This is a genomic window from Chryseobacterium sp. IT-36CA2 (assembly GCF_949767875.1).
Taxonomy (GTDB): Bacteria; Bacteroidota; Bacteroidia; order Flavobacteriales; family Weeksellaceae; genus Chryseobacterium.
The window spans coordinates 170,543-192,357 of record NZ_CATKPG010000020.1; the positions used below are offsets into that span (position 1 = coordinate 170,543).

Genomic DNA, 21,815 nt, shown 5'->3' on the forward strand with positions numbered 1-21,815 from the left:
GTTATTTGTTAATTAAAAGTTAATTCGAAGAAAACTTATCAACCGCAATCGTTTGCGCAATCGTTTGAAATTAATATAGTGTTCATACCCTGTTCAAAATCCCTTTTCGAAAGTCTAAAAAAAATACTTTTGAGACATAACAAAAAATTAGAAATACTATGGAAGCACAAGTGATAAAGAAATTGCTGATTTTAGGTACTATTAATACAGCCGCTTTTATGTTCTCGCAGGATACGATTCATGATACAATATCAGCTAGAAATAAGATCATAGATGAAGTTGTTATTACAGGTAATTCCAACCCTAAATCTTCCATTAAGACAAGTACTTCAATTTCAACATTAAAACAAGCTGATATCATCAATGCGGCACCAAGAACTACCGCTGAAATTTTTAGAACCATCCCGGGAATCCGCAGTGAATCTTCAGGTGGTGAAGGAAACTCAAATATTACGGTAAGAGGAGTTCCTGTTTCTGCAGGAGGGTCCAGATATCTTCTGATTCAGGAAGATGGTCTTCCCGTAATGCAGTTTGGAGATATTGCTTTTGGAACGCAGGATCAGTTTACAAGATTTGATTCTTTTGTATCCAGAGTTGAAGCATTGAGAGGAGGGTCTGCATCAGTTTTTGCATCCAATTCTCCGGCAGGGATTATTAATTTTATTACCAAAACAGGAGAAAAGAGAGGAGGCAGCATTACCCAGCAGGTAGGTTTGAATTATAACAACTTCAGAACAGATGTAGACTACGGAACTCCTCTTGGAAAAGATTTTTATATCGGAGTAGGTGGTTTTTACAGAGGTGGAGACGGTCCTAGAAAAACAGGATATACTTCTAATAACGGAGGCCAGTTTCGTTTATCTTTACTAAAGAAATTCGAAAAAGGAAGTATCCGAATTTATGGTAAATATCTCGATGACAGAACTGCCGCTTATATGCCGATGCCGATTACAGTTTCAGGCTCAGATTCCAATCCTGATTACAGCTCTCTGAGCAATTATAATATCTTAACAGGATCCCTTCAGTCTTCTAATTTTAAAAATGATCTTACTTTTGGAGGGAATGGACAGATTCTTAAGAGTGATATCCGAGATGGAATGCATTCTGTATCCAAGACGGTAGGTTTGGAATTTAATTATGATCTGGGTGCCGGATGGAAATTGGATGCCAAGGCAAGATATGCAGCAAATGACGGACAGTTTTTAGCACCTTTTCCAGCTGCAGTGGGCAGTAAGTCCGAAATTTTGGAATCGGTTCCCGGATATGCAAGCGCAGTCTATGCAGGAACCAGTACTCCCGTAGATAATGATAAAAAGTATATGAAAACAGTTTTATTCAATACCAAACTGAATAATCTGAACAACTTTTTCAGTGATTTGAATATCAGTAAAAAATGGAATAAAGTAAAGCTCAATGCCGGAGTCTATAACAGCAGACAAAACATCAATCTGTCCTGGAACTGGAATACCTATCTGATGGAAGTTTCCGATAATAATGCAAGATTGGTAGACATTATCAGCAATACAGGAACGAAAATTACAGATAACGGCCTGCTTCACTATGGTGTTCCGGATTGGGGAGGCGTGAATAGAAATTATGACACTAAGTATTCTGTGATTGCACCTCATGCTCAAGTGGAAATTAATCCCATCACAAACTTAACCTTTGATCTTGGAGTACGATATGATTTTGGAAATGTATCAGGAAGTTTTTCCGGAACAAAAAATACTACGCGTATCATTGATGTAAATCAAAACGGAATTATTGAAACTCCTGAACTTTCAGTGGCTGTGGTAGACGGAACGGTTCCTGTTGACTATAAATATACTATTTTCGGATACTCATTTGGAGCAAATTATGCCCTAAATTCACATCATGCAGTCTTTGCCAGAGTAAGCCAGGGGGGAAGTGCTTCTGCTGATAGAATTCTTTTTGCAGGATACAATTATACCAATAATGATGATCCCGCTTTAGATGCTGTAAAAGTGAATAAACTCAATCAGATTGAAGCCGGTTATAAATTAAGAGGTGCTAATTATTTTCTGAATACTACTTTCTTTTATGCAAAAACCATTGAGGCCAATTACGAAGCAACCACCCAGCTGAGAACAGAAAACAAATACCAGTCCTGGGGAATTGAGTTTGATGGATTTTATAAAATCAATAAATATTTCGATATCAAAGCAGGTCTTACTTATACTCATGCAGAAATTAAAAATGCAATCGATCCGACAATAATCGGGAATATGCCGAGAAGAACTCCCAAGCTGATGTATTCATTCAATCCTAATGTCAATATAGAAAAGCTGAGCTTTGGTTTCTTTGCTGTAGGATCTACAAAAGCATTTACTCAGGACAGCAATAAATTAATTATGCCGGGCTATATCATTATAAATCCATACATTTCATACAGACTGTTACATAATCTGACACTGAATGTGAATGCGAATAATGTGTTTAACGCACTTGCCATTACTGAAGCAGAAGAAGGATCATTACAGGGAACCAACGGAATTATCAGAGCGAGAACACTGCCAGGAAGAACAATAGGGGCAAGTATAAAATTTGATTTCTAATTTGATAATAATTACCTCACTGATAATCATTACGATAATTAAAAATAACTTATTCATAATATGTTTACACAAAAAGCTTTACAGGTTATAGAACAGTCTATTTCAGAAGAGGGGATTCTTGCCTCTTGTGAAAGAAAGGATAACTATGCCAGAGTATGGTCCAGAGATTCTATGATGACAGGAATTACCGGAATTTTAATCAAAAACAAGGTAATTACAGATGGTTTGAAAAGATCAATAAAAACACTTGTAAAGCACCAGGCTGAAAATGGTCAGATTCCCTCAAATGTAGTTGGTGAAAAAGCCAGTTACGGAACACTTGTAGGGCGTACAGATGCAACGGTTTGGTGGATTATCGGAGCTTGTGAATATATCATGTATACCGAAGATGAAGATTTGAAACAGGCTTTAAAAGAAAAAATAAATAAAGCATTTTCGTGTTTGAAGAACTGGGAGTTCAATCAAAGAGGTTTACTCTACAGCCCGCTGGGAGGGAACTGGGCAGATGAATATGTAACATCAGGTTATGTTTTATATGATAATGTACTCCGCTATTGGGCATTCAAAAGTGCCGCAACGGTATATGAAGATACACATCTGCAATCTCTCGCTGAAACAACAAAAGAGCTCATAGAAAACAATTTCAGAAAGAATAATAATAATGCGAAACGATATCATGAGGTCGCTTATCAAAAAGTAGATGACACTCCTTATTTATGGGCATCACTGAATGCGAATGGATACGATGAAAGATTTGATCTGGCAGGAAATGCTTTGGCTGTTTTTTTAGGTTTAAACCTAAATTTAGATACCTTCACTCTTTTTTTGGAAAAATTAAAACTTGAGTTTGACCATTGGATGCTGCCCGTATTTTATCCTATCATTTTTCCTGAAGATGCCGACTGGAATTTACTGGAAAACAATTACAGCTATCAATTTAAAAATCAACCTTATCATTTTCATAACGGAGGATCATGGCCCATATACCTTGGTTGGCTTTGTCTGGGACTGAAAAAAAGAGGATATGATAAAATACCTTTAGAAATTCTAAATCAATACGAAAAACTCCTCAGGGAGAAAGGGGCAAATTTCAGAGAATATTATTCTACAGATCAGCTAATCCCTGCAGGAACTGAATTTCTTTGCTTTTCAGCCTGCGGTTATCTTCTGATGAAAATCTAGAGTAAAGATCATTATCAATACAATTTATATATTTAAAAACGGATTACAAGATGATTGGAGATATCATAAGTCTGGAGCAAGAGCATTTAGATACGGCTGAAAATATTTATGAAAAAATAAAGGAAACCTTTCAGGTGTCTCAAAAATGGGTTGTTGGAATTTGTGGGGAAAGTGGCAGTGGAAAATCGGTCACAGCCTTTGCTTTAAGAAAAGTTTTGGAGGAAAAAGGGATAACAGGTCTTGTGATACAAATGGATGATTATTTTAAGCTTCCTCCAAAAAGCAATCATGAGAACAGACAAAAAAGCCTGAATAATGTTGGGTTGCATGAAGTATATCTGGATAAAATCCAGGAAACGATAAAGCAGTTTAAAGAAAAAGAATCTTTCATTGCAAAACCTCTGATTCATTATGCTGAAAATTCTGTTACAGAGGAAATTCTTAACATAAAAGATATTCAGGTTCTTATTATTGAAGGAACTTATGTATTGAATATCGATGATTTTGATGTAAGTATTTTTATTGACCGCACTTATAAAGACACTTATGAAAACCGTATGAAAAGAAACCGTGATGAACAAAGTGATTTTGTTGAAAAAGTATTAGAGATTGAACATAAAATCATTCGTCAGTTCAAAGAAAAAGCAGATTTGTTACTGGATAAAAAGTATCATATTATAGAGTCTAAGTTATGAATAAGAAAATAATACCAAGACTGAGTTTCTGGCAGATATGGAATATGAATGTGGGGTTTTTCGGCATTCAGTATAGCTTTGGGCTGCAGCAGACTGCTGTGAATCCAATATATTCTTTTTTAGGAGCCCATGCAGATCAGCTTCCTATTCTTAATCTGGCAGGTCCTGTTACAGGATTGCTTATCCAGCCGCTGATAGGAGCAATAAGTGATAAAACATGGAGTGTAAAATGGGGACGACGGAAACCTTTTTTTCTGATGGGGGCTATACTGTGCAGTCTTGCATTATTTCTTTTTCCGTTCAGCTCTTCAATCTGGATGGCAGTTGGACTTCTCTGGGTTTTAGATGCGGCCAATAATACAGCTATGGAGCCTTACAGAGCTTTTATCGGAGATAAGCTCCCGGAAGAACAGCAGACTTTTGGCTTTCAGATGCAGAGTCTCTTTGTAGGAGGCGGAATTACACTGGCCAATCTTTCTCTTTTTATTTTTCAGAAAGACTTTGGAGGAAATACAGAAGCAGGAGGTATTCCCGAATGGGTTTATTATTCATTCTTTTTGGGTTCTTTCTGGTCTGTCGCCTCCGTGTTATGGTCTGTGTACAAAACACCGGAAATCCCTCCGACAGACGAAGAACTTATTCAACTGAAAGCTGAAAAAGAAAACGATACGCTTTTTACACCATTTATCGATATTTTTAAAGCTATTGTTAATATGCCAAAAATACTTTGGCAGCTGGCATTGGTGTACTTATTTCAATGGTACGCGCTTTTTTGTTACTGGCAATTTGTCACCCCAATGATCAAGCAGACGCTTTATCATGTTTCGGAAACAGATGAGGAAAATGCCAATTTATTGATTGAACTTTCAAAAAATAGACTTGCTGTATCTCAGGATGATCTGCTTTGGGCAAAAAATGTACTTAATCTAGTTGAAAAAGCAGTTGGACAGACAGGTCTTATGAATGGATTTTATAATTTTATTACATTGATCTCAGCACTTCTTCTGATTCCATTTGCGCTAAAATACTCCGCTAAAAATGTGTATGCTTTCTGTCTGGTGGGCACAGGAATTTCATTGCTGGCGTTGCCATTCATCACGAATGAATATTTGATATTATTACCTATGGTTCTCTTTGGTATCGGATGGGCTGCTATGATGGGACTTCCTTATTCTATGGTATCTCCATCAATTCCTTCCAATAAAAGAGGTATTTATATGGGAGTGATTAATATGATGATTGTGATTCCCATGTTGATTCAGACCTTAACTTTTGGACCTGTTTACAAATATATTTTAGGCAGTAACCCTTCAACAGCTATTGTGGTAGCGGGAGTCTTGTTTTTGTTGGCCTCTTTTTCAGTAATTATGATGAAAATAAAAAAATAGAAACAATTTTTTTTAAGTAATTATTGAATTCTTCAACTATTTATTAATCGATAGAACTGAATGCCAGATGAGCGTAAAGTATGTTTTCATTCCCTTCTCTGGTCCATGTTCTGCCATTAATCACACCAAAAGCCAGCTTATTGATAGAATACAAGTATTTTTCAATTTGCTCCCACTGTATTTCGTCTACATATGATTCTATATTCACCCAGTCACCAACAATCGGTATCGTTTCAAACTCGACTGCAGGAATGTCAATATCAATTTCCTTTAAATCATCCGACACAAAAACTACTTTCATATTTAATATTTTAAATCAAATATAGTTAAACAGAAGCCATTTTAAATTTATTTCTAAATATTTCAGTAAAATGGCTCTAATGGTTACTTTTTTTCTTGTTGTAAAAAGAATATTGTTATTTTAGCATCGAATTAAAATACTTAAAACCATGAAAAATTTAAAGAAAATTTCAAGAGAGCAATTAAAATCAGTAAAGGGTGGAGCAACTCCGGTTGTTCAATGTAAAATTGGATTTCATTATGAGTGCAGATCAGTAGGAGTTTGCGATGACATGCAAGATCTTCACGACTGTTCATGCGAATGTGTTCCCAATAAAAAATAAATTATTTACCCTCTGAAAAAGAGGGTTTTATTGAGTAAAAACAAAAACAGCCACAATTCATATTGTGGCTGTCTTTTTTGAAATCAAATATCGAGTATTATAAAGATCTGGAGCGGGCAATATTAATAAGGTATACAAGATGCGCATACATGCTTCGCTTTACAGACTCTACTTTTATATCTCCGGTAGTCTGGTTAATGGTTGTTACGATATCCGTATTACACTGGCCGGCAAAATTTCCGCTTCCTAAATAGTTAACGGTATTGGCGCTTGGATAAGAAATTCTTGGATAATCAGGGGCTATTTGATTGGCAGCCGGAGCGATACCGGCAAATCCTTTATTATCAACAAATCGGGCAGTCCAGGTACCTAGAAACTGTCCATTACCTGTATTGATTTCTTGTCCTACTACAACCTGAGTATCCACAGGGTTTGTAAATCCTGAACAAGAGGTATAATGATTGAGAGATACTGTACAGGAAGATGCATTATCACCAGGTTGAAAGCATTTTCCTTCATAAATGGTCAATCTCTGTTCTGCAGATGACATAGATGTGTTTAATACTGCTTTCGGAGCAAAAATTTCTTCAGGAGAAATTAAGGTCAGAACTCCTTGAGCATCCGCTGCAACAATTTTTTTTTCAGCATTTGAAAGTCCTCTTACTCTTACCAATCCATTAACGTCTAAAGTTTGAGTGGGTGTAGCGGTGTTAATCCCAACCTGTGCTGTTACGCTTCCACCAATAGCAAGTGCTGCCAAAAAGAATGTTTTTGTTTTCATGTTATTTTTTGAAAAAGGTTAAATTTTTCACTAAGGTAAGAAATATCTTCAAAACAGAAAGAAAAACAGCCTGAAATCTAATATAAAGTAATTGTAAACGAATATTGAATAAAATAATATCAGTTTTTAAGTTTATTTTTAAAATAACTCAAAATTTAAACACCTTGTATTTGTTTGAAAAATATTTGTATTTTAGCCAAAATATGTTGTTTTTTAATAAACATATTGGTCACTAATTAAAATTCAGATAATTTGAATAAAAAATTAGTAGATTTGCACGGAACAAAAAAATAATAAATATTAAACACTATTCTCTGTAACAGAACTTTTAAAGGAAAGTATATAGAGAATAACAGGATTTTAGGTTATAAAACTACTGAAACTATGAAGAAACTTTTTTTACTTTTATTTACGGCATTTTTATTTATCGGTTGCAGCTCTGATGATGATACCATCTATGATTATGTAGGAACATGGTCTGGTTCTTATGAAGGAAGTGACAAGGGAGTTTGGAACTTTGTGGTAGATAAAAGTGGTAAAGTGGTAGGAACAATGCATTCCGATATAAGTGATGAAAATTATAATATTTCCGGGAATTTAAGTGAAACAGGAGATCTTAACGCAACATTAGGACTTCCCTCAAAAGGAGAATTCAAAGGGACATTATCTCCTAAAGATAAAAATGGAAATGGAAGCTGGGCGAACTCACTTCCGACACCTCCTAAATCAGGAACCTGGAAAGGACAAAAGAAATAAAATAGAAAGTCTGCAGAATCTACTGCAGACTTTTTTATTTATACAAATCCCATATGGGTAATTTCACTCTTCTCATTCTTCAATACTATGAAATAGAGCAGTAGGTCATCTTCGGAAAAATATCTTTTAAAAGACCTTTTCTGTTCCTTGTTCCAATCCACAATTTCTTCTGCAGATTCTGTAAAGTAATTTTCTGAATCTAATTTTATGGTAATGATTATTGCCTGATCTGAAATACACTCTTTATTCTTACAGAGTACTTGATCCTGAATTCTTATGCAATCCGAAACTTTATTGATTGTACCCATCTGAAATTCTCTCAGAAGGTTTCTTCCTTCTTCAGTTCTTAAACCAAGTTCAACTGTTCTTTTTCCTCTTTCAGAAACCTTATCTAAATCTTTGATGGCCGTCATCACCTTTGCAAACTTCTGGTAGAGGAGGGGATCACCTGATTCTTTAATATAGATATCCAGACTCTTCCGGATAACTTTCCCAATTTTTGAGCAGTGTCCGAATTCTGAACTGTTTTGGCGTACTTTCTCATATGACGGGCTCTTTTTAAAAGCCGTTTTATTGAACCCGCTTTTCTTCCGAACCACATTTTTCCCGTTCAGATTATAAAATACCAGGTCGCCCACAGCTCCTGTGATCTTGATTACACTTTCATAGGTTGCCATATCTTTAAAATAGAAATCAAATATACCAATAAATAATGGAAATCAAAATTTTAACATATATTTATAATATAGTTGTAGTATAGTTATACCATAATTAAAATATAAAATGTATATTTGTGATGTGTTTTGTTAATTAATTATAAATCAGAAGAATATGGGAACGGAATTATTTCAACAAAAAATAAGAATCAAGCAGATGGTTGTTATACTGACAGCTTCTGTTTTTGTGGTTTCCTGCGGATCCTCTAAAAGTGTATCCCGTAACAAAAAATCAAATACGAAGACTGTCGCGAAAGCTGAAAATCTAAGAAAATTAGATTCAAAATTTGATGGTAACGTTTCAAGATCTATTAATGATATTCTGAAAGATGCCGAAAAATATATCGGAACACCTTATAAATTCGGAGGAAATACATCTTCAGGATTTGATTGTTCAGGATTTACGGTAAAAGTATTTGAGGAAAATGATTTTAGTCTTCCAAGAAGGTCTTCTGATCAGGCCGAGGCTGGGAAAAACATTGATATCAAAGAAGTGAAACCTGGTGATCTGTTATTTTTTGCAACAGCAGGCGGAAGCAGAGTCTCTCACGTAGGAATCGTTCATGATATTGGCCCGGATGGAGAAGTGAAATTCATTCATGCTTCTACCTCAAAAGGAGTGATGATTTCGTCCCTGAATGAAAAATACTGGAATAAGGCCTACCTTCATGCCCAAAGAGTTCTGTAAAATATATATTCTTATAATGATTGAGAACCGGACATTTGCCTTCATTAAAACAGATAAAAAGCTGATCAAGCTTTTCTTTAACGATATCAGTGTCATCAAGGGACTAGGGAATTATGTGGAAGTTCATACTATAGACCACAAAAGATATATTTATTACAAAACGCTTAAAGATCTTATCGAAAACCTTCCGGACGAATTTATGCGTGTTCATAATTCATACATTGTCAATCTGACGAATATTGAATCTTTCGAAGACAATCACTTAATCAGCGGTGATTTAAAAATTACAGTCGCTAAAAGCTACAAAGAATGTCTGCAGACAGCTCTAGGTAAAATGATGCTTTAGAAAACTCATCATATCAGAAAAGCGTTCGGTTACATCCTATTTCTGACAGTATACATAAATAAGTTTTCATTCTTCTTTTCATGTTTTAGTTTTACGGAAAATTAAAACAATGAATAAAGAAATAGCATTAGATTACATTCAAAACAATACAATCATCGGAATAAAAGCAGGATATCAAAGACCAGAATTTCTGGAAATATGGATGGTTGTAGTCCAAAACCGGATATTTGCAAGATCCTGGGGACTCGCTGAAAGAAGCTGGTACAATGCTTTTTTAGAAAATTCAGAAGGAGAAATTCAATGTGGTGAAACTATTTATCCTATAAAAACTCTTATCCCAGAAGATATAAGAAGCCTTACCGAAGAAATTAATCAGGCATATCTGACAAAATATAATTCCGGACATAATATTAAATACTCAAAGGGAATAATTCAGGAGAAACATGTTGCGAAAACGATGGAGTTTATTATTTTGGAGTAAAGAGATGTGAAAATCTATGTAATCTACTCAATCTGCGAGATAATAATGTGTAAGATATTCAATAGGAACGGGCTTTAGCCCGTTCAATAAAATGGAAATCAATTAATTGGCTTTAGCCAAAACTTATATTATCATACTCTTTCACCACCCCGTCAAAAATTCTTTGAATTTTCGCCACCCCTCCGGAGGAGGGGAATTTTTAGATTTCCGTTTGTAATCTTTCTGCCAATTATCATTGCAATAGCATTGCATCACAAAACTTAGCAAATTTGCCCAAAACTATTATCATATGGCAGATTTCATCAGATTCTTTATCCCTTTATATTTCATAATTTTCTTTACCGTTTCATTTGTTGGCATTAGTTATAAAGTTGCCAGACAAATTGGTAAAAATCCTAATGTGCTTCCCAAAGACGGTTCGGCGTATGCACTTGTGGGAATGTATTTTAAATTGATTTTACTGGCATTATTTGTATATACAATACTTTTGCTGTTTTTTCCTGAAGATATTTTTACAACTTTTAAAATCAATTTTCTGGAAAATAATTTTCTTCAATACATAGGAATTACTTTAATGATTCTTGCCTTGATTTGGGTGATTATAGCACAGCTGCAAATGAAAAATTCATGGCGGATCGGGATCGACAATGCAACAAAAACAGAACTGGTAACTCATGGATTATTCAGATTTTCAAGAAATCCTATATTTCTGGGAATGACCATCAGTCTTGTCGGATTTTTCCTTGTTTTCCCCACTGTAATTGCTTTTTCTTTTCTCCTGATTGGATCTATTTTAATCCAGATTCAGATACGGCTGGAAGAAGAGCATCTCCTAAAAGAACATGGACAAATATACATGAGTTACAAAAAGAGGGTCAACCGCATGCTGAGCCTTTATTAAAAGCATCATGTTAAAAACCGTTTTGCTGAACTTTTTTGTATCTTTGGGCAGTATAATTTTTCAAACTAATTTTAAATAAGAAACATGTCGTTACAACAAACTATTGAAAATATCTGGGACAACAGAGAATTATTGCAGAATGAAGACAGCCAAAAGGCGATCAGAGAAGTTATTTCTTTAGTTGATAAAGGGGAACTTCGTACTGCGGAACCTACAGAAAACGGATGGCAGGTAAATGAATGGGTGAAAAAAGCTGTAGTAATGTATTTTCCGATCCAGAAAATGGAAACTATTGAAGTAGGTCCGTTTGAATTTCATGATAAAATGCCTTTGAAGAGAGGTTATGCTGAAAAAGGGGTGAGAGTTGTACCACATGCAGTGGCAAGAGAAGGAGCTTACATTGCTCCGGGTGTGATTATGATGCCGTCTTACGTAAACATTGGTGCTTATGTAGACTCTGGAACCATGGTAGATACTTGGGCTACAGTAGGAAGCTGTGCACAAATCGGTAAAAACGTTCACCTGAGTGGTGGTGTAGGTATCGGTGGTGTATTGGAACCATTACAGGCTGCTCCGGTAATCATTGAAGACGATTGCTTTATCGGTTCAAGATGTATCGTTGTAGAAGGTGTTCACGTAGAAAAAGAAGCAGTATTGGGTGCAAACGTAGTATTGACCGCTTCTACAAAAATTATTGACGTTACAGGAGATACTCCAATTGAAATTAAAGGAAGAGTTCCTGCTCGTTCAGTAGTAATCCCTGGAAGCTATACAAAACAATATCCAGCTGGAGAATATCAGGTTCCATGCGCACTGATCATTGGTCAGAGAAAAGAATCTACAGATAAGAAAACATCTCTGAATGATGCATTGAGAGATAATAATGTAGCTGTTTAAGATTAACATTTTAAACTAATACTAAAATCTTGAAAGAAAAATTTCTTAAAATACTATTAAACCCTAAATATATATTTGGGGTTTATCTTATTATATCAGTCGTTACAGCAATTTCCAAATATCTGAGAGGAGATTATGCGATCAATAATTATCTGATTTTTAAAAACGTATTCTTTAATACTGTTCATCAGAAAAACTTATTTATCCACTATCCTGATCTTTATTTTGATCTCAACCATTATGGTGTGTTTTTTAGTGTGTTGATTGCACCATTCGCCATGATGCCGGATTGGCTGGGAATTTCACTTTGGAATATTGCCAATACCTTCATCTTTATCTACGGAATTTATAAACTGCCGTTTTCAGACAGTAAAAAAGCAATTTTCGGACTGCTTTGCCTTCAGGAATACATTACTGCAGCTTTAAGCTTGCAATTCAATGTAGCGCTGACAGGTCTTTTGCTGTTATCTGCAGTATATATTTACGAAAGAAAAGAAGTAAAATCTGTAACTGCCATTTTAATAGGAATATTTGTGAAAATCTACGGTATTGTTGGGTTGACACAGTTCTTCTTCATTAAAAATAAGACTAAATTTATTCTTTCAGGAGTTGTCATTGCAATATTGTTTTTCGTACTTCCGATGGCGTATTCAAGTCCGCAGTTTGTGATTCAATGCTATGCAGACTGGTTTAAGTCTATTGTAGAAAAGAATAGTGAAAATCAGGTGCTAGGAAATATGCAGGATATCTCGCTGATGGGCTTTGTAAGAAGAGTTTTAGGAGATGCATCTATTTCTAACCTTGTATTTTTAGCAGGAGGATTGCCACTTTTTGCTTTACCTTATATTAGAATTAAGCAATATAAGCATTATGCATTTCAACTGATGATTTTGGCTTCAACATTGCTGTTTTTAGTATTGTTCAGCTCCAGTTCAGAATCTCCAACATATATTATTGCTGTAGTAGGAGTATTGATATGGTTTTTCCTTCAGAAAGAAAGAACCCCACTTATCATAGGATTGCTGGTTTTTGTCATTATTTTCACATGTTTCTCCACTTCGGATCTGTTTCCGAAATTTGTAAAAGAGAATTATATTATTAAATATTCATTAAAAGCTGTACCTTGTATTGTGATCTGGTTGAGAGTGACTTATGAGCTTCTGACTAAAGATTTTGAGAAAAATTATAGCCTGAATTAATAAATATGAAGAAAATTTCAATTGTAATTCCCGCCTATAACGAAGAAGGAAACGTTGCCATGATCCATCAGAAAATTAAAGAAGTTTTTGATGGCTTACATAATTATGACTTTGAAATCATATTTGTAAATGATGGCAGTCGAGACAATACACAACAAAAATTAGAAGAACTTTCCAATCAATATGATGAAGTGAAATTCATCGAATTTTCCCGTAATTTTGGACACCAGCCCGCTGTAAAGGCAGGAATGGATAATGCGCTTGGAAATGCAGTCATTTCTATGGACGGAGACCTTCAGCATCCACCGGAGCTTATCCCTGAAATGATTCAGAAATGGGAAGAAGGGTATGACGTAGTTTTTACCTTTAGAACCTATCCCAAAGAGATTTCTTTTTTTAAAAGAAAAACATCAGATCTGTTTTATAAACTTTTATCAAGCCTTTCAGACGTTAATTTAACGAAAGGAGGCGGCTCAGATTTCAGATTATTGGATGCAAGCGCTGTTGAAGTCATGAGGAATTTTAATGAAGACGATTTATTCTTGAGAGGGTTAACAAGTTGGATGGGTTTCAAACAAACAGGAATCGACTTTACTGCAGCAGAAAGACTCTCAGGAAAAAGCAGTTACAATCTTAAAAAGATGTTTACTTTTGCCTTTACAGGAATCACTGCTTTCAGTGTAAAACCTCTTTATCTGGCGGCTTATCTGGGATTTTTGTTCTCAGCACTTTCCGTAATCGGATATGGAACCTATGTGATTCATTCATTTATCGCAAAAACTGAGATTTCAGGTTGGGCGTCTTTGATTATGACGATTGTTTTCTTTGGAGGACTTCAACTGATCATCCTCGGAATCATGGGGATTTATTTAGGTAAAATATTTAAACAGGTGAAAGACAGACCTAATTATATTATTAAAAACAAAAATTTTTAGAATGGTTTTATTGAGTTTTGATATTGAAGAATTTGATATGCCATTAGAATATAAGGGTGAAATTCCCTTTGAAAAGCAGATTTCAATTTCGCAAACAGGATTAGAGAGAATTCTCGATATCCTTAAAAAACATAATGCTAAAGCTACTTTTTTTTCCACAGTAGTCTTTGCAGAAAATAGCAAAAACCTTATTGAAAGGTTATTAAATGAAGGCCATGAACTGGCTTCTCACACATGGTTTCATTCAGAATTTGAAGAGAAACATCTGAAGGAATCAAGAGAAAAACTGGAAGAATTATTCTCCACAAAGGTTACCGGATTAAGAATGCCAAGAATGATGCCTGTAGACGAAAAAGAAGTGGAAAAAGCAGGATATTCTTACAATTCATCCATCAATCCCACGTTTTTACCGGGGAGATATAATAATTTAAAAGTATCCAGAACGTATTTCAAAGAAGGAAATGTAACTCAGGTTCCGGCTTCGGTTTCCCCTAATTTCAGAATTCCTTTATTTTGGTTAAGCTTTCACAATTTTCCATTGTTCTTCTATAAAAAGCTGGCTTCGGACAGTTTGAAAAAAGACAAATATCTGAACATCTATTTTCATCCGTGGGAATTTGCAGAAATCAAAGACGAAGCTTTTAAACTTCCTGGATTTACCGTAAAAAACTCAGGAAAAGAAATGGTAGAAAGATTTGATTCGTTTGTAGGCTGGTTGAAAGAAGAAGGACATACATTCGGAACATTTCAGGAATTTCAAAAACAGATAGAACGATGAAGATTGCCTTTGATGCAAAACGGTTTTTCCACAATACATCCGGTCTGGGAAACTACTCGAGAGATCTTGTAAGAATCCTTTCAGAGTACGAACCGGATAATAAGTATCTATTGCTGAACAAAAACAAATCGGAGAGGGGAAAAGAGATTCTGGAACGTCCTAATGTTCAATTTATTGAAACCTCAAAAGGGAATTTATCACGTCAACTGAAAATGGGTAAAGATGCCCAAAAACAGGGAGCAGATATTTTCCATGGCTTATCCGGAGAACTTCCTTTGAAATGGGATCCAAAGCCTATTAAAAAGATCGTTACCATTCATGATCTGATCTTTGTAAGATATCCACAGTATTATTCTTTTTTTGACAGGAAAATCCATTTCTGGAAATTCAAAAAAGCAGCCGATACCGCCGATAGAATCATTGCTATTTCAGAACAGACGAAAAGAGATATTATCCAGTATTTAAAGGTTCCTGAGACTAAAATTGAAGTTATTTATCAGGGATGTCATCATGCCTTTAAAGAACAGCAATCTCCGGAACTGATGCATGCTGTGCAAGAGAAATTTAAGCTTCTGGAAAGGTTTATACTGAATGTTGGAACCATCGAAGACCGCAAGAATCTTTTGAATGTTGTAAAAGCAATCAGCGGGACAGAAATTCCACTGGTTGTAGTGGGAAGAAAAACCAAATATTACCAGAAAATAGAAAGTTTCCTGAAAAAAAACAAAATGGAAAAACAGGTGCTCTTCCTCGAAGGAGTTTCTATGGATGAACTGGCTTGTCTCTACAAACTGGCCGATATTTTTGTCTATCCAAGCTTCTTTGAAGGCTTCGGAATTCCTGTGATTGAGGCACTTTTCTCCAAGACTGTAGTAGTTACAAGCAATACCAGTTGTCTGCCGGAAGCGGGAGGAAAAGACTCTGTGTATGTGAATCCTGACAATGATCTTGATATCCGGGCAAAAATCAAATTTCTCTGGGAAAATGAATCTGAGAGAAAACGCCGTGAGGAAAAGGGTTTCGAGTTTGTTCAGAAGTTTAATGACGAACCTATTGCAAAGGAATTGATAAACTTCTATCAAAAAATTATCTGAAAAAACTTTGCATTTTAAAAATAAATCCTACATTTGTATCATAATTCAATACAATGAAACCAATATTTTTAGCATTACATCATTATCACCATCATCTCTGCTAGACGGAATTGATTGATATAAGTATGTGCTAAAATCAAAAATAATTAAAACCGTCTGAGTAAATAGGCGGTTTTTTTGTTTCCTGAATTCTCTTCAGAAATTTCAATAGATCAGTTTTTATTTGCTCGGACCCAAAAAAGGCAAAATGAGTAAATTAAAAATTGCAATCCAAAAAAGCGGCCGGCTTTACGAAGAATCTCTTCAGCTTCTCAAAGACTGCGGAATCTTTGTCAACAACGGTAAAGACCAACTCAAAGTTTCAGTAGATAACTTCCCGATGGAAATCATGTACCTTCGGAACTCAGACATCCCTCAATACCTGGAAGATGGAGTAGTTGATGTGGCCATTCTTGGTGAAAATCTCCTGATTGAAAAAGGTAAAAATATCAAGACTGTTCAGAATCTTGGCTTTTCAAAATGCCGTGTTTCATTGGCTGTTCCCAAAGAAGTAGAAACCGATGAGCTTTCTTATTTTCAGGGCAAAAAAATTGCCACTTCTTACCCAAATACCCTTAAAAACTTTTTAGAAAAAGAAGGAATTATATCAGATATTCACGTTATTTCTGGTTCTGTAGAAATCGCTCCTAATATTGGTTTGGCAGACGGGATATGTGATATTGTCAGCTCTGGAAGTACCTTATTCAAAAATGGATTAAGAGAGACGGTCACTTTACTGAAATCGGAAGCTGTTTTGGCTCAAACGCCTCAATTATCGGTTGAAAAAGAAGCCATTCTTGAAAAATTTGTATTTAGAATCAAGTCTGTTTTAAAAGCAAAAAATTCAAAATACATTCTGATGAATGTTCCCAACGAAAAAATCCAAAAGATTGCTGATGTCCTTCCTGTATTAAAAAGCCCAACAGTCATTCCGCTTGCAGAAGAAGGCTGGAGCAGTATTCATTCTGTTATTGATGAAGAACGTTTCTGGGATGTTATTGACGAACTCAAAGAAAATGGTGCTCAGGATATTTTAATCATTCCAATTGATAAAATGGTTATTTAGAATTTTGGTCAACGCAAAGACGCAGAAGAATAAAAATTAAAACTGTTTTAAGACGCAAAGATTTTATCTGCTATAAAATTGAATGCTGTGGTAACTCACAAAGACTTACCTCACATGCCTGCTGAAAATCTAATATTGAGCGAAGTCGAAATGTTCTTGTGCCTTAAAAAATACTTAGGATTAAAAAAATTGCGCCTTTGCGTAAAAAACAATTAAAAACCAGCAACTTAATAGTTTGTTAAAATTTAAAATAATACAATGAAAATATACAGATATCCTGCAAAAGACACCTGGACAGACCTGGTAAAACGTCCTGTTCTCGAGCAGAAAGAAATTTCCGGTCTGATTGCGGAAATATTTACGAAAGTTGAGAAAAACGGTGATCAAGCTTTAATAGAGTTCAACAAAAAGTTTGATAAAGCAGAAACTAAAAGCATTAAAGTTTCTGATGCTGAAATTCAAGAGGCAGAAAATCAGATTAATGATGACTTAAAACAGGCTATTCAACAGGCTAAAGAAAATATTTCAACATTTCACGCCTCTCAAAAACAGGCAATTCAGAAAGTTGAAACGACAAAAGGAGTTGTTTGCTGGCGTGAAAACCGTGCTGTAGAAAGAGTGGGGATTTATATTCCGGGAGGAACGGCTCCCTTATTTTCCACCGTATTGATGCTTGCTGTTCCTGCAAATCTGGCCGGATGTAAAGAAATAGTGCTGTGCACACCACCGGATAAGAATGGAAATGTCAATCCTGCAATTCTTTATGCGGCAAAGCTTTGCGGAGTTTCGGAAATCTTTAAAACAGGTGGAGCACAGGCTATCGCAGCAATGACTTTCGGAACAGAAAGCATTCCTGCTGTCAATAAAATTTTCGGTCCTGGAAATCAGTTTGTAGTTGCAGGAAAAGAATATGCACAACGTTACGGAGTGGCTATCGATATGCCTGCCGGGCCGAGTGAAGTACTTGTTATAGCAGATGAAAAGGCAGTACCTGATTTTTGTGCTGCAGATCTTCTTTCACAGGCAGAACACGGAAGTGACAGTCAGGTGGTTTTTATTACGACAGACCTTAAAGTGTTTGAAGAGACGGTAGAGGCTGTTGGACAGCAAATCAAGAATTTACCAAGAAATGAATTTGCAGGCCAGGCTTTGGAAAACAGCTCTTTTATTTTAGTCAATTCTTTGGAAGAAGCTCTTGAATTCAGTAATCTTTATGCTCCGGAACACCTTATTCTGGCAATCAATGATTTTGAAAAATATATTCCGGTGATTCAGAATGCAGGTTCTGTTTTCCTTGGAAATTATTCCTGTGAAAGTGCCGGAGACTATGCCAGTGGAACCAATCACACGCTTCCTACCAATGCTTATGCAAAGAATTACAGTGGTGTGTCGCTGGATAGTTTCGTGAAAAAAATAACATTTCAGCATCTTTCAAAAGAAGGTCTTCAGAATTTAGGAAAAACAATAGAACTCATGGCTGAAGCAGAAGGTCTGTTTGCTCACAAAAATGCAGTATCCATAAGATTAAAGTAAGAATATTGGAAAATGCAAAGACGCAAAATAATATGGTAAAATATATTTTTTAGGACGCAAGAATTTTATCGGAGATAAAATGATTAATGTATATAAAAACACAAAACAAAGCCCATATCCTTTGCTGAAAATCTTCGATTTTCTTGCGCCTTAAAAAAATTAAAAAAATAAAAGACTTTGCGCCCTTGCGTTCATCCAACAAAACAATTTGAACCATTAAGAAAATGAAGCTTTTAAGTAAAGTTAAGATTCAAATACATTCGAATTCAGCTCACTGCTTAAAAAGATTGGAAGATATTTTATTCATTATTCTTAATAACTTAATTCAGCTTAATGGTTTAAAAACGGTTTTATATTAATTTTTTTTAAAGAAAATCAATACAATGAAAAATAGCAGTATCAAAACAATCGTAAGAGAAAATATATTACAATTACAGCCCTACATCAGTTTCAGGGATCATAATGAATTCAATGCTCCGGTAATGCTGGATGCGAATGAAAGTCCTTTTGGAGAATGCAACCGCTATCCGGATTCTACCCAGAAAAAGCTTAAAAGCAAGCTTGCAGGGCTTAAAAAAGTTTCACCCTCACAGATTGCCATAGGAAACGGAAGTGACGAGCTGATAGACCTTATCATTAAAATATTCTGTGAGCCTAAAAAAGATGCTATTCTGATGATGAATCCGTCATTTGCGATGTATGGTTTCTATGCAGCAATCAATGAGAATAAAGTTTCAAAGCTGAACCTGGATGAGAACTTTGAAATCGTAAAAGATAATTTCTTAAAGGCGGCCGAAGATCCTTCATTGAAGATTTTCTTTTTATGTTCACCTAATAATCCTACAGGAAACAGTGTAGATGATATTGAGTTTTATCTTCAGAATTTCAACGGAATTGTAGTTGTGGATGAAGCATATATTGAATTCTCTGGAAAAAAATCAAGTCTGGAGCTTTTGGATCAATATTCTAATCTGATTGTACTGCAAACATTTTCTAAAGCATGGGGATTTGCCGGAGCAAGAGTAGGCATGGCTTATGCATCTGAAGAGATTATCAGCCTGATCAATACCGTAAAAGCACCATATAATGTAAATGTTTTGAGTCAGGAACTCATTTTAAAGACGTTGGACGAGGAAAACAGACTTCAGGAGAACGTAAACCGTATTCTGGAAGAGAGAACATGGCTGAAGCAGCAGTTTGATGGAATTACTTGCATTAAGACAGTTTTTTCAACGGATGCCAACTTCTTTCTGATCAGAATGGAAAATGTTGATAATGTCTATACAAAAATGCTGGATGAAGAAATTTTAACCAGCAGAAGAGACCCTGCTATTCCTGGATGTATCAGGATTAATGTGGGGAACCGTTCGGAAAATGAAAAATTAATTAACCTTTTAAAAGGAATATAAATCGTTAAGAAAAATGAAGTCTCATCTTAATGGTTAAAAAAAATAAAAAAACATATGAAAAAAGTACTATTTATAGACCGTGACGGAACACTGATCATTGAACCGCCTGCAGATTTTCAGGTAGACTCTCTGGAAAAATTGGAGTTTTATCCCGGAGTCTTTCAAAACCTGGCAAAAATTGTCAGTGAATTGGATTACGAACTGGTAATGGTAACCAATCAGGATGGGTTGGGAACGGAAAGTTTTCCTGAAGAAGATTTCATAAAACCCCATGCAAAAATGCTGCAGGCATTTGAAAATGAAGGAATCATTTTTAGTGATATTTTAATTGATAAAAGCTTTGAATCAGAAAACCTTCCTACCAGAAAACCAGGAATCGGAATGCTGGAGAAATACATTTATGGGAATTATGATTTGGAAAATTCCTATGTAATTGGTGATCGAAGTACGGATGTTCAACTCGCTAAAAATCTGAAATCTAAAGCTATTTATCTTAATCAAAACTTAAATAGTGAAGCTGAGCTGTCTACCACCCAGTGGTCAGAGATTTATCAGTTTTTAAAATCCGGAATGAGGAAAGCGAAAGTCTCCCGAAAAACCAATGAAACAGATATTGAAATTGAAGTCAATCTTGATGGAAACGGAAAGTCAGATATCTCAACCGGACTTCACTTTTTTGATCATATGCTGGATCAGATTGCAAGACACGGAAATATGGATTTAACCATCAAAGTAAACGGAGATCTTGCTGTAGATGAGCACCACACGATTGAAGATACAGGAATTGTGCTGGGAGAAGCTATTTTAAAAGCATTAGGAAAGAAAAAAGGGATTGAGAGATATGGATTCCTGCTTCCGATGGATGACTGCCTTTCCCAGGTGGCTATTGATTTTGGTGGCAGACCATGGTTGGTTTGGGATGCTCCATTTAAAAGAGAAAAGATTGGAGATGTGCCTACGGAAATGTTTTTTCACTTCTTTAAATCCTTTACAGATGCCTCAAAATCTAATTTGAACATTAAAGCTGAAGGAGATAATGAACACCACAAAATTGAATCCATCTTTAAAGCATTTGCAAAAGCCGTGAAAATGGCAGTGAATCAATCGGATAGTAATTACAGTTTACCTTCTACAAAAGGAAGTTTATAAATATGATTGCCATAATAAAATACAACGGAGGAAATGTAAACTCTGTCCAGAATGCCCTCAATAGATTGAAAATAGATTCTGTGATCACTGATGATCCGGAACAGATTTTAAAAGCCGATAAAGTCATCTTTCCGGGCGTTGGAGAAGCTTCATCCACCATGAAACTTCTAAAGGAAAAAGAACTTGATCTTTTGATTCCGAGCCTTAAACAACCCGTTTTAGGAATATGTCTGGGAATGCAGCTGATGTGTAAAGGAAATGAAGAAGGTGATACCGAAGGAATGGGGATTTTTGATATCAATGTCAGAAAATTTCCGGCAAAAGATATCGTTCCGCATATGGGTTGGAATACACTTTCAGAGCAGAGATCACCATTGTTTTCAGGAATTGACAAGAATAATGATGTTTATTTCGTTCACAGCTATTATTGTGAGCTTTCAGACTTTACCACTTCTGTCTGTGATTATATCCTGCCATTCAGTGCTTCATTACAGAAAGATAATTTCTATGCTGTACAGTTTCACCCTGAAAAATCGGGAATCGTAGGAAATCAGATCGTTAAGAACTTTATAAATTTATAATG

Annotated in this window: 23 protein-coding genes; 20 read left to right on the forward strand and 3 right to left on the reverse strand. The window is 35.4% G+C overall.

Going from position 1 to position 21,815, the window contains the following annotated elements:
* The first annotated feature begins 158 nt into the window (after positions 1-158).
* From ACM6F9_RS08145 to ACM6F9_RS08160, 4 genes are read left to right on the forward strand one after another with little or no spacing between them, the layout of a single operon-like run.
* Positions 159-2,576: a TonB-dependent receptor gene (locus ACM6F9_RS08145; RefSeq protein WP_414845246.1), complete on the forward strand. Its 2,418-nt coding sequence runs from the start codon at positions 159-161 to the stop codon at positions 2,574-2,576.
* Positions 2,577-2,636: 60 nt separating this feature from the next.
* On the forward strand, positions 2,637-3,758 hold the full coding sequence (locus ACM6F9_RS08150) for a glycoside hydrolase 100 family protein (protein WP_414845247.1): 1,122 nt from the start codon (positions 2,637-2,639) through the stop codon (positions 3,756-3,758).
* Between the two features lie 50 nt (positions 3,759-3,808).
* A complete protein-coding gene (locus ACM6F9_RS08155; RefSeq protein ID WP_414845248.1) occupies positions 3,809-4,453 on the forward strand; it encodes a uridine kinase family protein in 645 nt (214 codons plus the stop codon).
* Entirely contained in the window at positions 4,450-5,841 is a 1,392-nt protein-coding gene (locus tag ACM6F9_RS08160) for an MFS transporter (protein ID WP_414845249.1), read from the forward strand. Before ACM6F9_RS08155 ends, ACM6F9_RS08160 begins: the two co-directional genes overlap by 4 nt.
* 43 nt (positions 5,842-5,884) lie before the next feature.
* Here ACM6F9_RS08160 and ACM6F9_RS08165 read toward each other — a convergent pair whose 3' ends face one another.
* On the reverse strand, positions 5,885-6,142 hold the full coding sequence (locus ACM6F9_RS08165) for a hypothetical protein (RefSeq protein ID WP_414845250.1): 258 nt from the start codon (positions 6,140-6,142) through the stop codon (positions 5,885-5,887).
* Between the two features lie 148 nt (positions 6,143-6,290).
* Between ACM6F9_RS08165 and ACM6F9_RS08170 the strand changes: the two genes are divergently transcribed.
* Entirely contained in the window at positions 6,291-6,464 is a 174-nt protein-coding gene (locus tag ACM6F9_RS08170) for a bacteriocin-like protein (protein WP_414845251.1), read from the forward strand.
* A 97-nt stretch (positions 6,465-6,561) separates the two neighbouring features.
* Here the strand turns inward: ACM6F9_RS08170 and ACM6F9_RS08175 are convergent, their stop codons facing one another.
* Positions 6,562-7,245, reverse strand: a complete 684-nt coding sequence (locus tag ACM6F9_RS08175; protein ID WP_414845252.1) for a hypothetical protein — start codon at positions 7,243-7,245, stop codon at positions 6,562-6,564.
* A gap of 384 nt (positions 7,246-7,629) precedes the next feature.
* Here ACM6F9_RS08175 and ACM6F9_RS08180 point away from each other — a divergent pair, with 384 nt between their 5' ends.
* Positions 7,630-8,001 carry a hypothetical protein gene (locus tag ACM6F9_RS08180; RefSeq protein WP_414845253.1) on the forward strand — a complete coding sequence of 124 codons (372 nt, stop codon included), beginning with the start codon at positions 7,630-7,632 and terminating at the stop codon, positions 7,999-8,001.
* Between the two features lie 38 nt (positions 8,002-8,039).
* Here ACM6F9_RS08180 and ACM6F9_RS08185 read toward each other — a convergent pair whose 3' ends face one another.
* Positions 8,040-8,678 carry a hypothetical protein gene (locus ACM6F9_RS08185; protein ID WP_414845254.1) on the reverse strand — a complete coding sequence of 213 codons (639 nt, stop codon included), beginning with the start codon at positions 8,676-8,678 and terminating at the stop codon, positions 8,040-8,042.
* 154 nt (positions 8,679-8,832) lie between these two features.
* Here ACM6F9_RS08185 and ACM6F9_RS08190 point away from each other — a divergent pair, with 154 nt between their 5' ends.
* From ACM6F9_RS08190 to hisH, 14 genes are all read left to right on the forward strand, one after another.
* The gene (locus ACM6F9_RS08190; protein WP_414845255.1) at positions 8,833-9,405 is read left to right on the forward strand and encodes a C40 family peptidase; all 573 of its coding nucleotides are present in this window, start codon (positions 8,833-8,835) and stop codon (positions 9,403-9,405) included.
* 16 nt (positions 9,406-9,421) lie between these two features.
* The gene (locus ACM6F9_RS08195) at positions 9,422-9,751 is read left to right on the forward strand and encodes a LytR/AlgR family response regulator transcription factor (protein WP_414845256.1); all 330 of its coding nucleotides are present in this window, start codon (positions 9,422-9,424) and stop codon (positions 9,749-9,751) included.
* A gap of 109 nt (positions 9,752-9,860) precedes the next feature.
* Positions 9,861-10,232 (forward strand): DUF2255 family protein, encoded by a 372-nt coding sequence (locus ACM6F9_RS08200; protein ID WP_414845257.1) that lies wholly within the window; start codon positions 9,861-9,863, stop codon positions 10,230-10,232.
* A gap of 289 nt (positions 10,233-10,521) precedes the next feature.
* The gene (locus tag ACM6F9_RS08205; protein ID WP_414845258.1) at positions 10,522-11,133 is read left to right on the forward strand and encodes a methyltransferase family protein; all 612 of its coding nucleotides are present in this window, start codon (positions 10,522-10,524) and stop codon (positions 11,131-11,133) included.
* 84 nt (positions 11,134-11,217) lie between these two features.
* Entirely contained in the window at positions 11,218-12,030 is an 813-nt protein-coding gene (locus tag ACM6F9_RS08210) for a 2,3,4,5-tetrahydropyridine-2,6-dicarboxylate N-succinyltransferase (protein WP_034694413.1), read from the forward strand.
* 29 nt (positions 12,031-12,059) lie between these two features.
* Positions 12,060-13,229: a glycosyltransferase family 87 protein gene (locus tag ACM6F9_RS08215; RefSeq protein ID WP_414845259.1), complete on the forward strand. Its 1,170-nt coding sequence runs from the start codon at positions 12,060-12,062 to the stop codon at positions 13,227-13,229.
* 5 nt (positions 13,230-13,234) lie between these two features.
* A complete protein-coding gene (locus ACM6F9_RS08220; RefSeq protein ID WP_414845260.1) occupies positions 13,235-14,164 on the forward strand; it encodes a glycosyltransferase family 2 protein in 930 nt (309 codons plus the stop codon).
* A gap of 1 nt (position 14,165) precedes the next feature.
* Positions 14,166-14,942 (forward strand): polysaccharide deacetylase family protein, encoded by a 777-nt coding sequence (locus ACM6F9_RS08225; protein WP_414845261.1) that lies wholly within the window; start codon positions 14,166-14,168, stop codon positions 14,940-14,942.
* Positions 14,939-16,036 carry a glycosyltransferase family 4 protein gene (locus ACM6F9_RS08230; RefSeq protein WP_414845262.1) on the forward strand — a complete coding sequence of 366 codons (1,098 nt, stop codon included), beginning with the start codon at positions 14,939-14,941 and terminating at the stop codon, positions 16,034-16,036. Before ACM6F9_RS08225 ends, ACM6F9_RS08230 begins: the two co-directional genes overlap by 4 nt.
* 247 nt (positions 16,037-16,283) lie before the next feature.
* Positions 16,284-17,141, forward strand: a complete 858-nt coding sequence (gene hisG / locus ACM6F9_RS08235; RefSeq protein WP_414845263.1) for an ATP phosphoribosyltransferase — start codon at positions 16,284-16,286, stop codon at positions 17,139-17,141.
* A gap of 258 nt (positions 17,142-17,399) precedes the next feature.
* Positions 17,400-18,674 (forward strand): histidinol dehydrogenase, encoded by a 1,275-nt coding sequence (gene hisD, locus ACM6F9_RS08240; protein ID WP_414845264.1) that lies wholly within the window; start codon positions 17,400-17,402, stop codon positions 18,672-18,674.
* Positions 18,675-19,057: 383 nt separating this feature from the next.
* Positions 19,058-20,083, forward strand: coding sequence for a histidinol-phosphate transaminase (hisC, locus tag ACM6F9_RS08245; RefSeq protein ID WP_414845265.1), 1,026 nt, complete (start codon positions 19,058-19,060; stop codon positions 20,081-20,083).
* Positions 20,084-20,137: 54 nt separating this feature from the next.
* Positions 20,138-21,232, forward strand: a complete 1,095-nt coding sequence (gene hisB, locus ACM6F9_RS08250; RefSeq protein WP_414845266.1) for a bifunctional histidinol-phosphatase/imidazoleglycerol-phosphate dehydratase HisB — start codon at positions 20,138-20,140, stop codon at positions 21,230-21,232.
* A gap of 2 nt (positions 21,233-21,234) precedes the next feature.
* Complete coding sequence (gene hisH, locus ACM6F9_RS08255) at positions 21,235-21,813, forward strand: imidazole glycerol phosphate synthase subunit HisH (RefSeq protein WP_414845267.1); 579 nt, start codon at positions 21,235-21,237, stop codon at positions 21,811-21,813.
* Positions 21,814-21,815 lie beyond the last annotated feature (2 nt).

Excerpts from the sequence above, each read along its gene's own strand:
- ACM6F9_RS08145 (WP_414845246.1), top strand. The coding sequence starts at position 159 with ATGGAAGCACAAGTGATAAAGAAATTGCTGATTTTAGGTACTATTAAT.
- ACM6F9_RS08150 (WP_414845247.1), top strand. The coding sequence starts at position 2,637 with ATGTTTACACAAAAAGCTTTACAGGTTATAGAACAGTCTATTTCAGAA.
- ACM6F9_RS08155 (WP_414845248.1), top strand. The coding sequence starts at position 3,809 with ATGATTGGAGATATCATAAGTCTGGAGCAAGAGCATTTAGATACGGCT.
- ACM6F9_RS08160 (WP_414845249.1), top strand. The coding sequence starts at position 4,450 with ATGAATAAGAAAATAATACCAAGACTGAGTTTCTGGCAGATATGGAAT.
- ACM6F9_RS08165 (WP_414845250.1), bottom strand. The coding sequence starts at position 6,142 with ATGAAAGTAGTTTTTGTGTCGGATGATTTAAAGGAAATTGATATTGAC.
- ACM6F9_RS08170 (WP_414845251.1), top strand. The coding sequence starts at position 6,291 with ATGAAAAATTTAAAGAAAATTTCAAGAGAGCAATTAAAATCAGTAAAG.
- ACM6F9_RS08175 (WP_414845252.1), bottom strand. The coding sequence starts at position 7,245 with ATGAAAACAAAAACATTCTTTTTGGCAGCACTTGCTATTGGTGGAAGC.
- ACM6F9_RS08180 (WP_414845253.1), top strand. The coding sequence starts at position 7,630 with ATGAAGAAACTTTTTTTACTTTTATTTACGGCATTTTTATTTATCGGT.
- ACM6F9_RS08185 (WP_414845254.1), bottom strand. The coding sequence starts at position 8,678 with ATGGCAACCTATGAAAGTGTAATCAAGATCACAGGAGCTGTGGGCGAC.
- ACM6F9_RS08190 (WP_414845255.1), top strand. The coding sequence starts at position 8,833 with ATGGGAACGGAATTATTTCAACAAAAAATAAGAATCAAGCAGATGGTT.
- ACM6F9_RS08195 (WP_414845256.1), top strand. The coding sequence starts at position 9,422 with ATGATTGAGAACCGGACATTTGCCTTCATTAAAACAGATAAAAAGCTG.
- ACM6F9_RS08200 (WP_414845257.1), top strand. The coding sequence starts at position 9,861 with ATGAATAAAGAAATAGCATTAGATTACATTCAAAACAATACAATCATC.
- ACM6F9_RS08205 (WP_414845258.1), top strand. The coding sequence starts at position 10,522 with ATGGCAGATTTCATCAGATTCTTTATCCCTTTATATTTCATAATTTTC.
- ACM6F9_RS08210 (WP_034694413.1), top strand. The coding sequence starts at position 11,218 with ATGTCGTTACAACAAACTATTGAAAATATCTGGGACAACAGAGAATTA.
- ACM6F9_RS08220 (WP_414845260.1), top strand. The coding sequence starts at position 13,235 with ATGAAGAAAATTTCAATTGTAATTCCCGCCTATAACGAAGAAGGAAAC.
- ACM6F9_RS08225 (WP_414845261.1), top strand. The coding sequence starts at position 14,166 with ATGGTTTTATTGAGTTTTGATATTGAAGAATTTGATATGCCATTAGAA.
- ACM6F9_RS08230 (WP_414845262.1), top strand. The coding sequence starts at position 14,939 with ATGAAGATTGCCTTTGATGCAAAACGGTTTTTCCACAATACATCCGGT.
- hisG (WP_414845263.1), top strand. The coding sequence starts at position 16,284 with ATGAGTAAATTAAAAATTGCAATCCAAAAAAGCGGCCGGCTTTACGAA.
- hisD (WP_414845264.1), top strand. The coding sequence starts at position 17,400 with ATGAAAATATACAGATATCCTGCAAAAGACACCTGGACAGACCTGGTA.
- hisC (WP_414845265.1), top strand. The coding sequence starts at position 19,058 with ATGAAAAATAGCAGTATCAAAACAATCGTAAGAGAAAATATATTACAA.
- hisB (WP_414845266.1), top strand. The coding sequence starts at position 20,138 with ATGAAAAAAGTACTATTTATAGACCGTGACGGAACACTGATCATTGAA.
- hisH (WP_414845267.1), top strand. The coding sequence starts at position 21,235 with ATGATTGCCATAATAAAATACAACGGAGGAAATGTAAACTCTGTCCAG.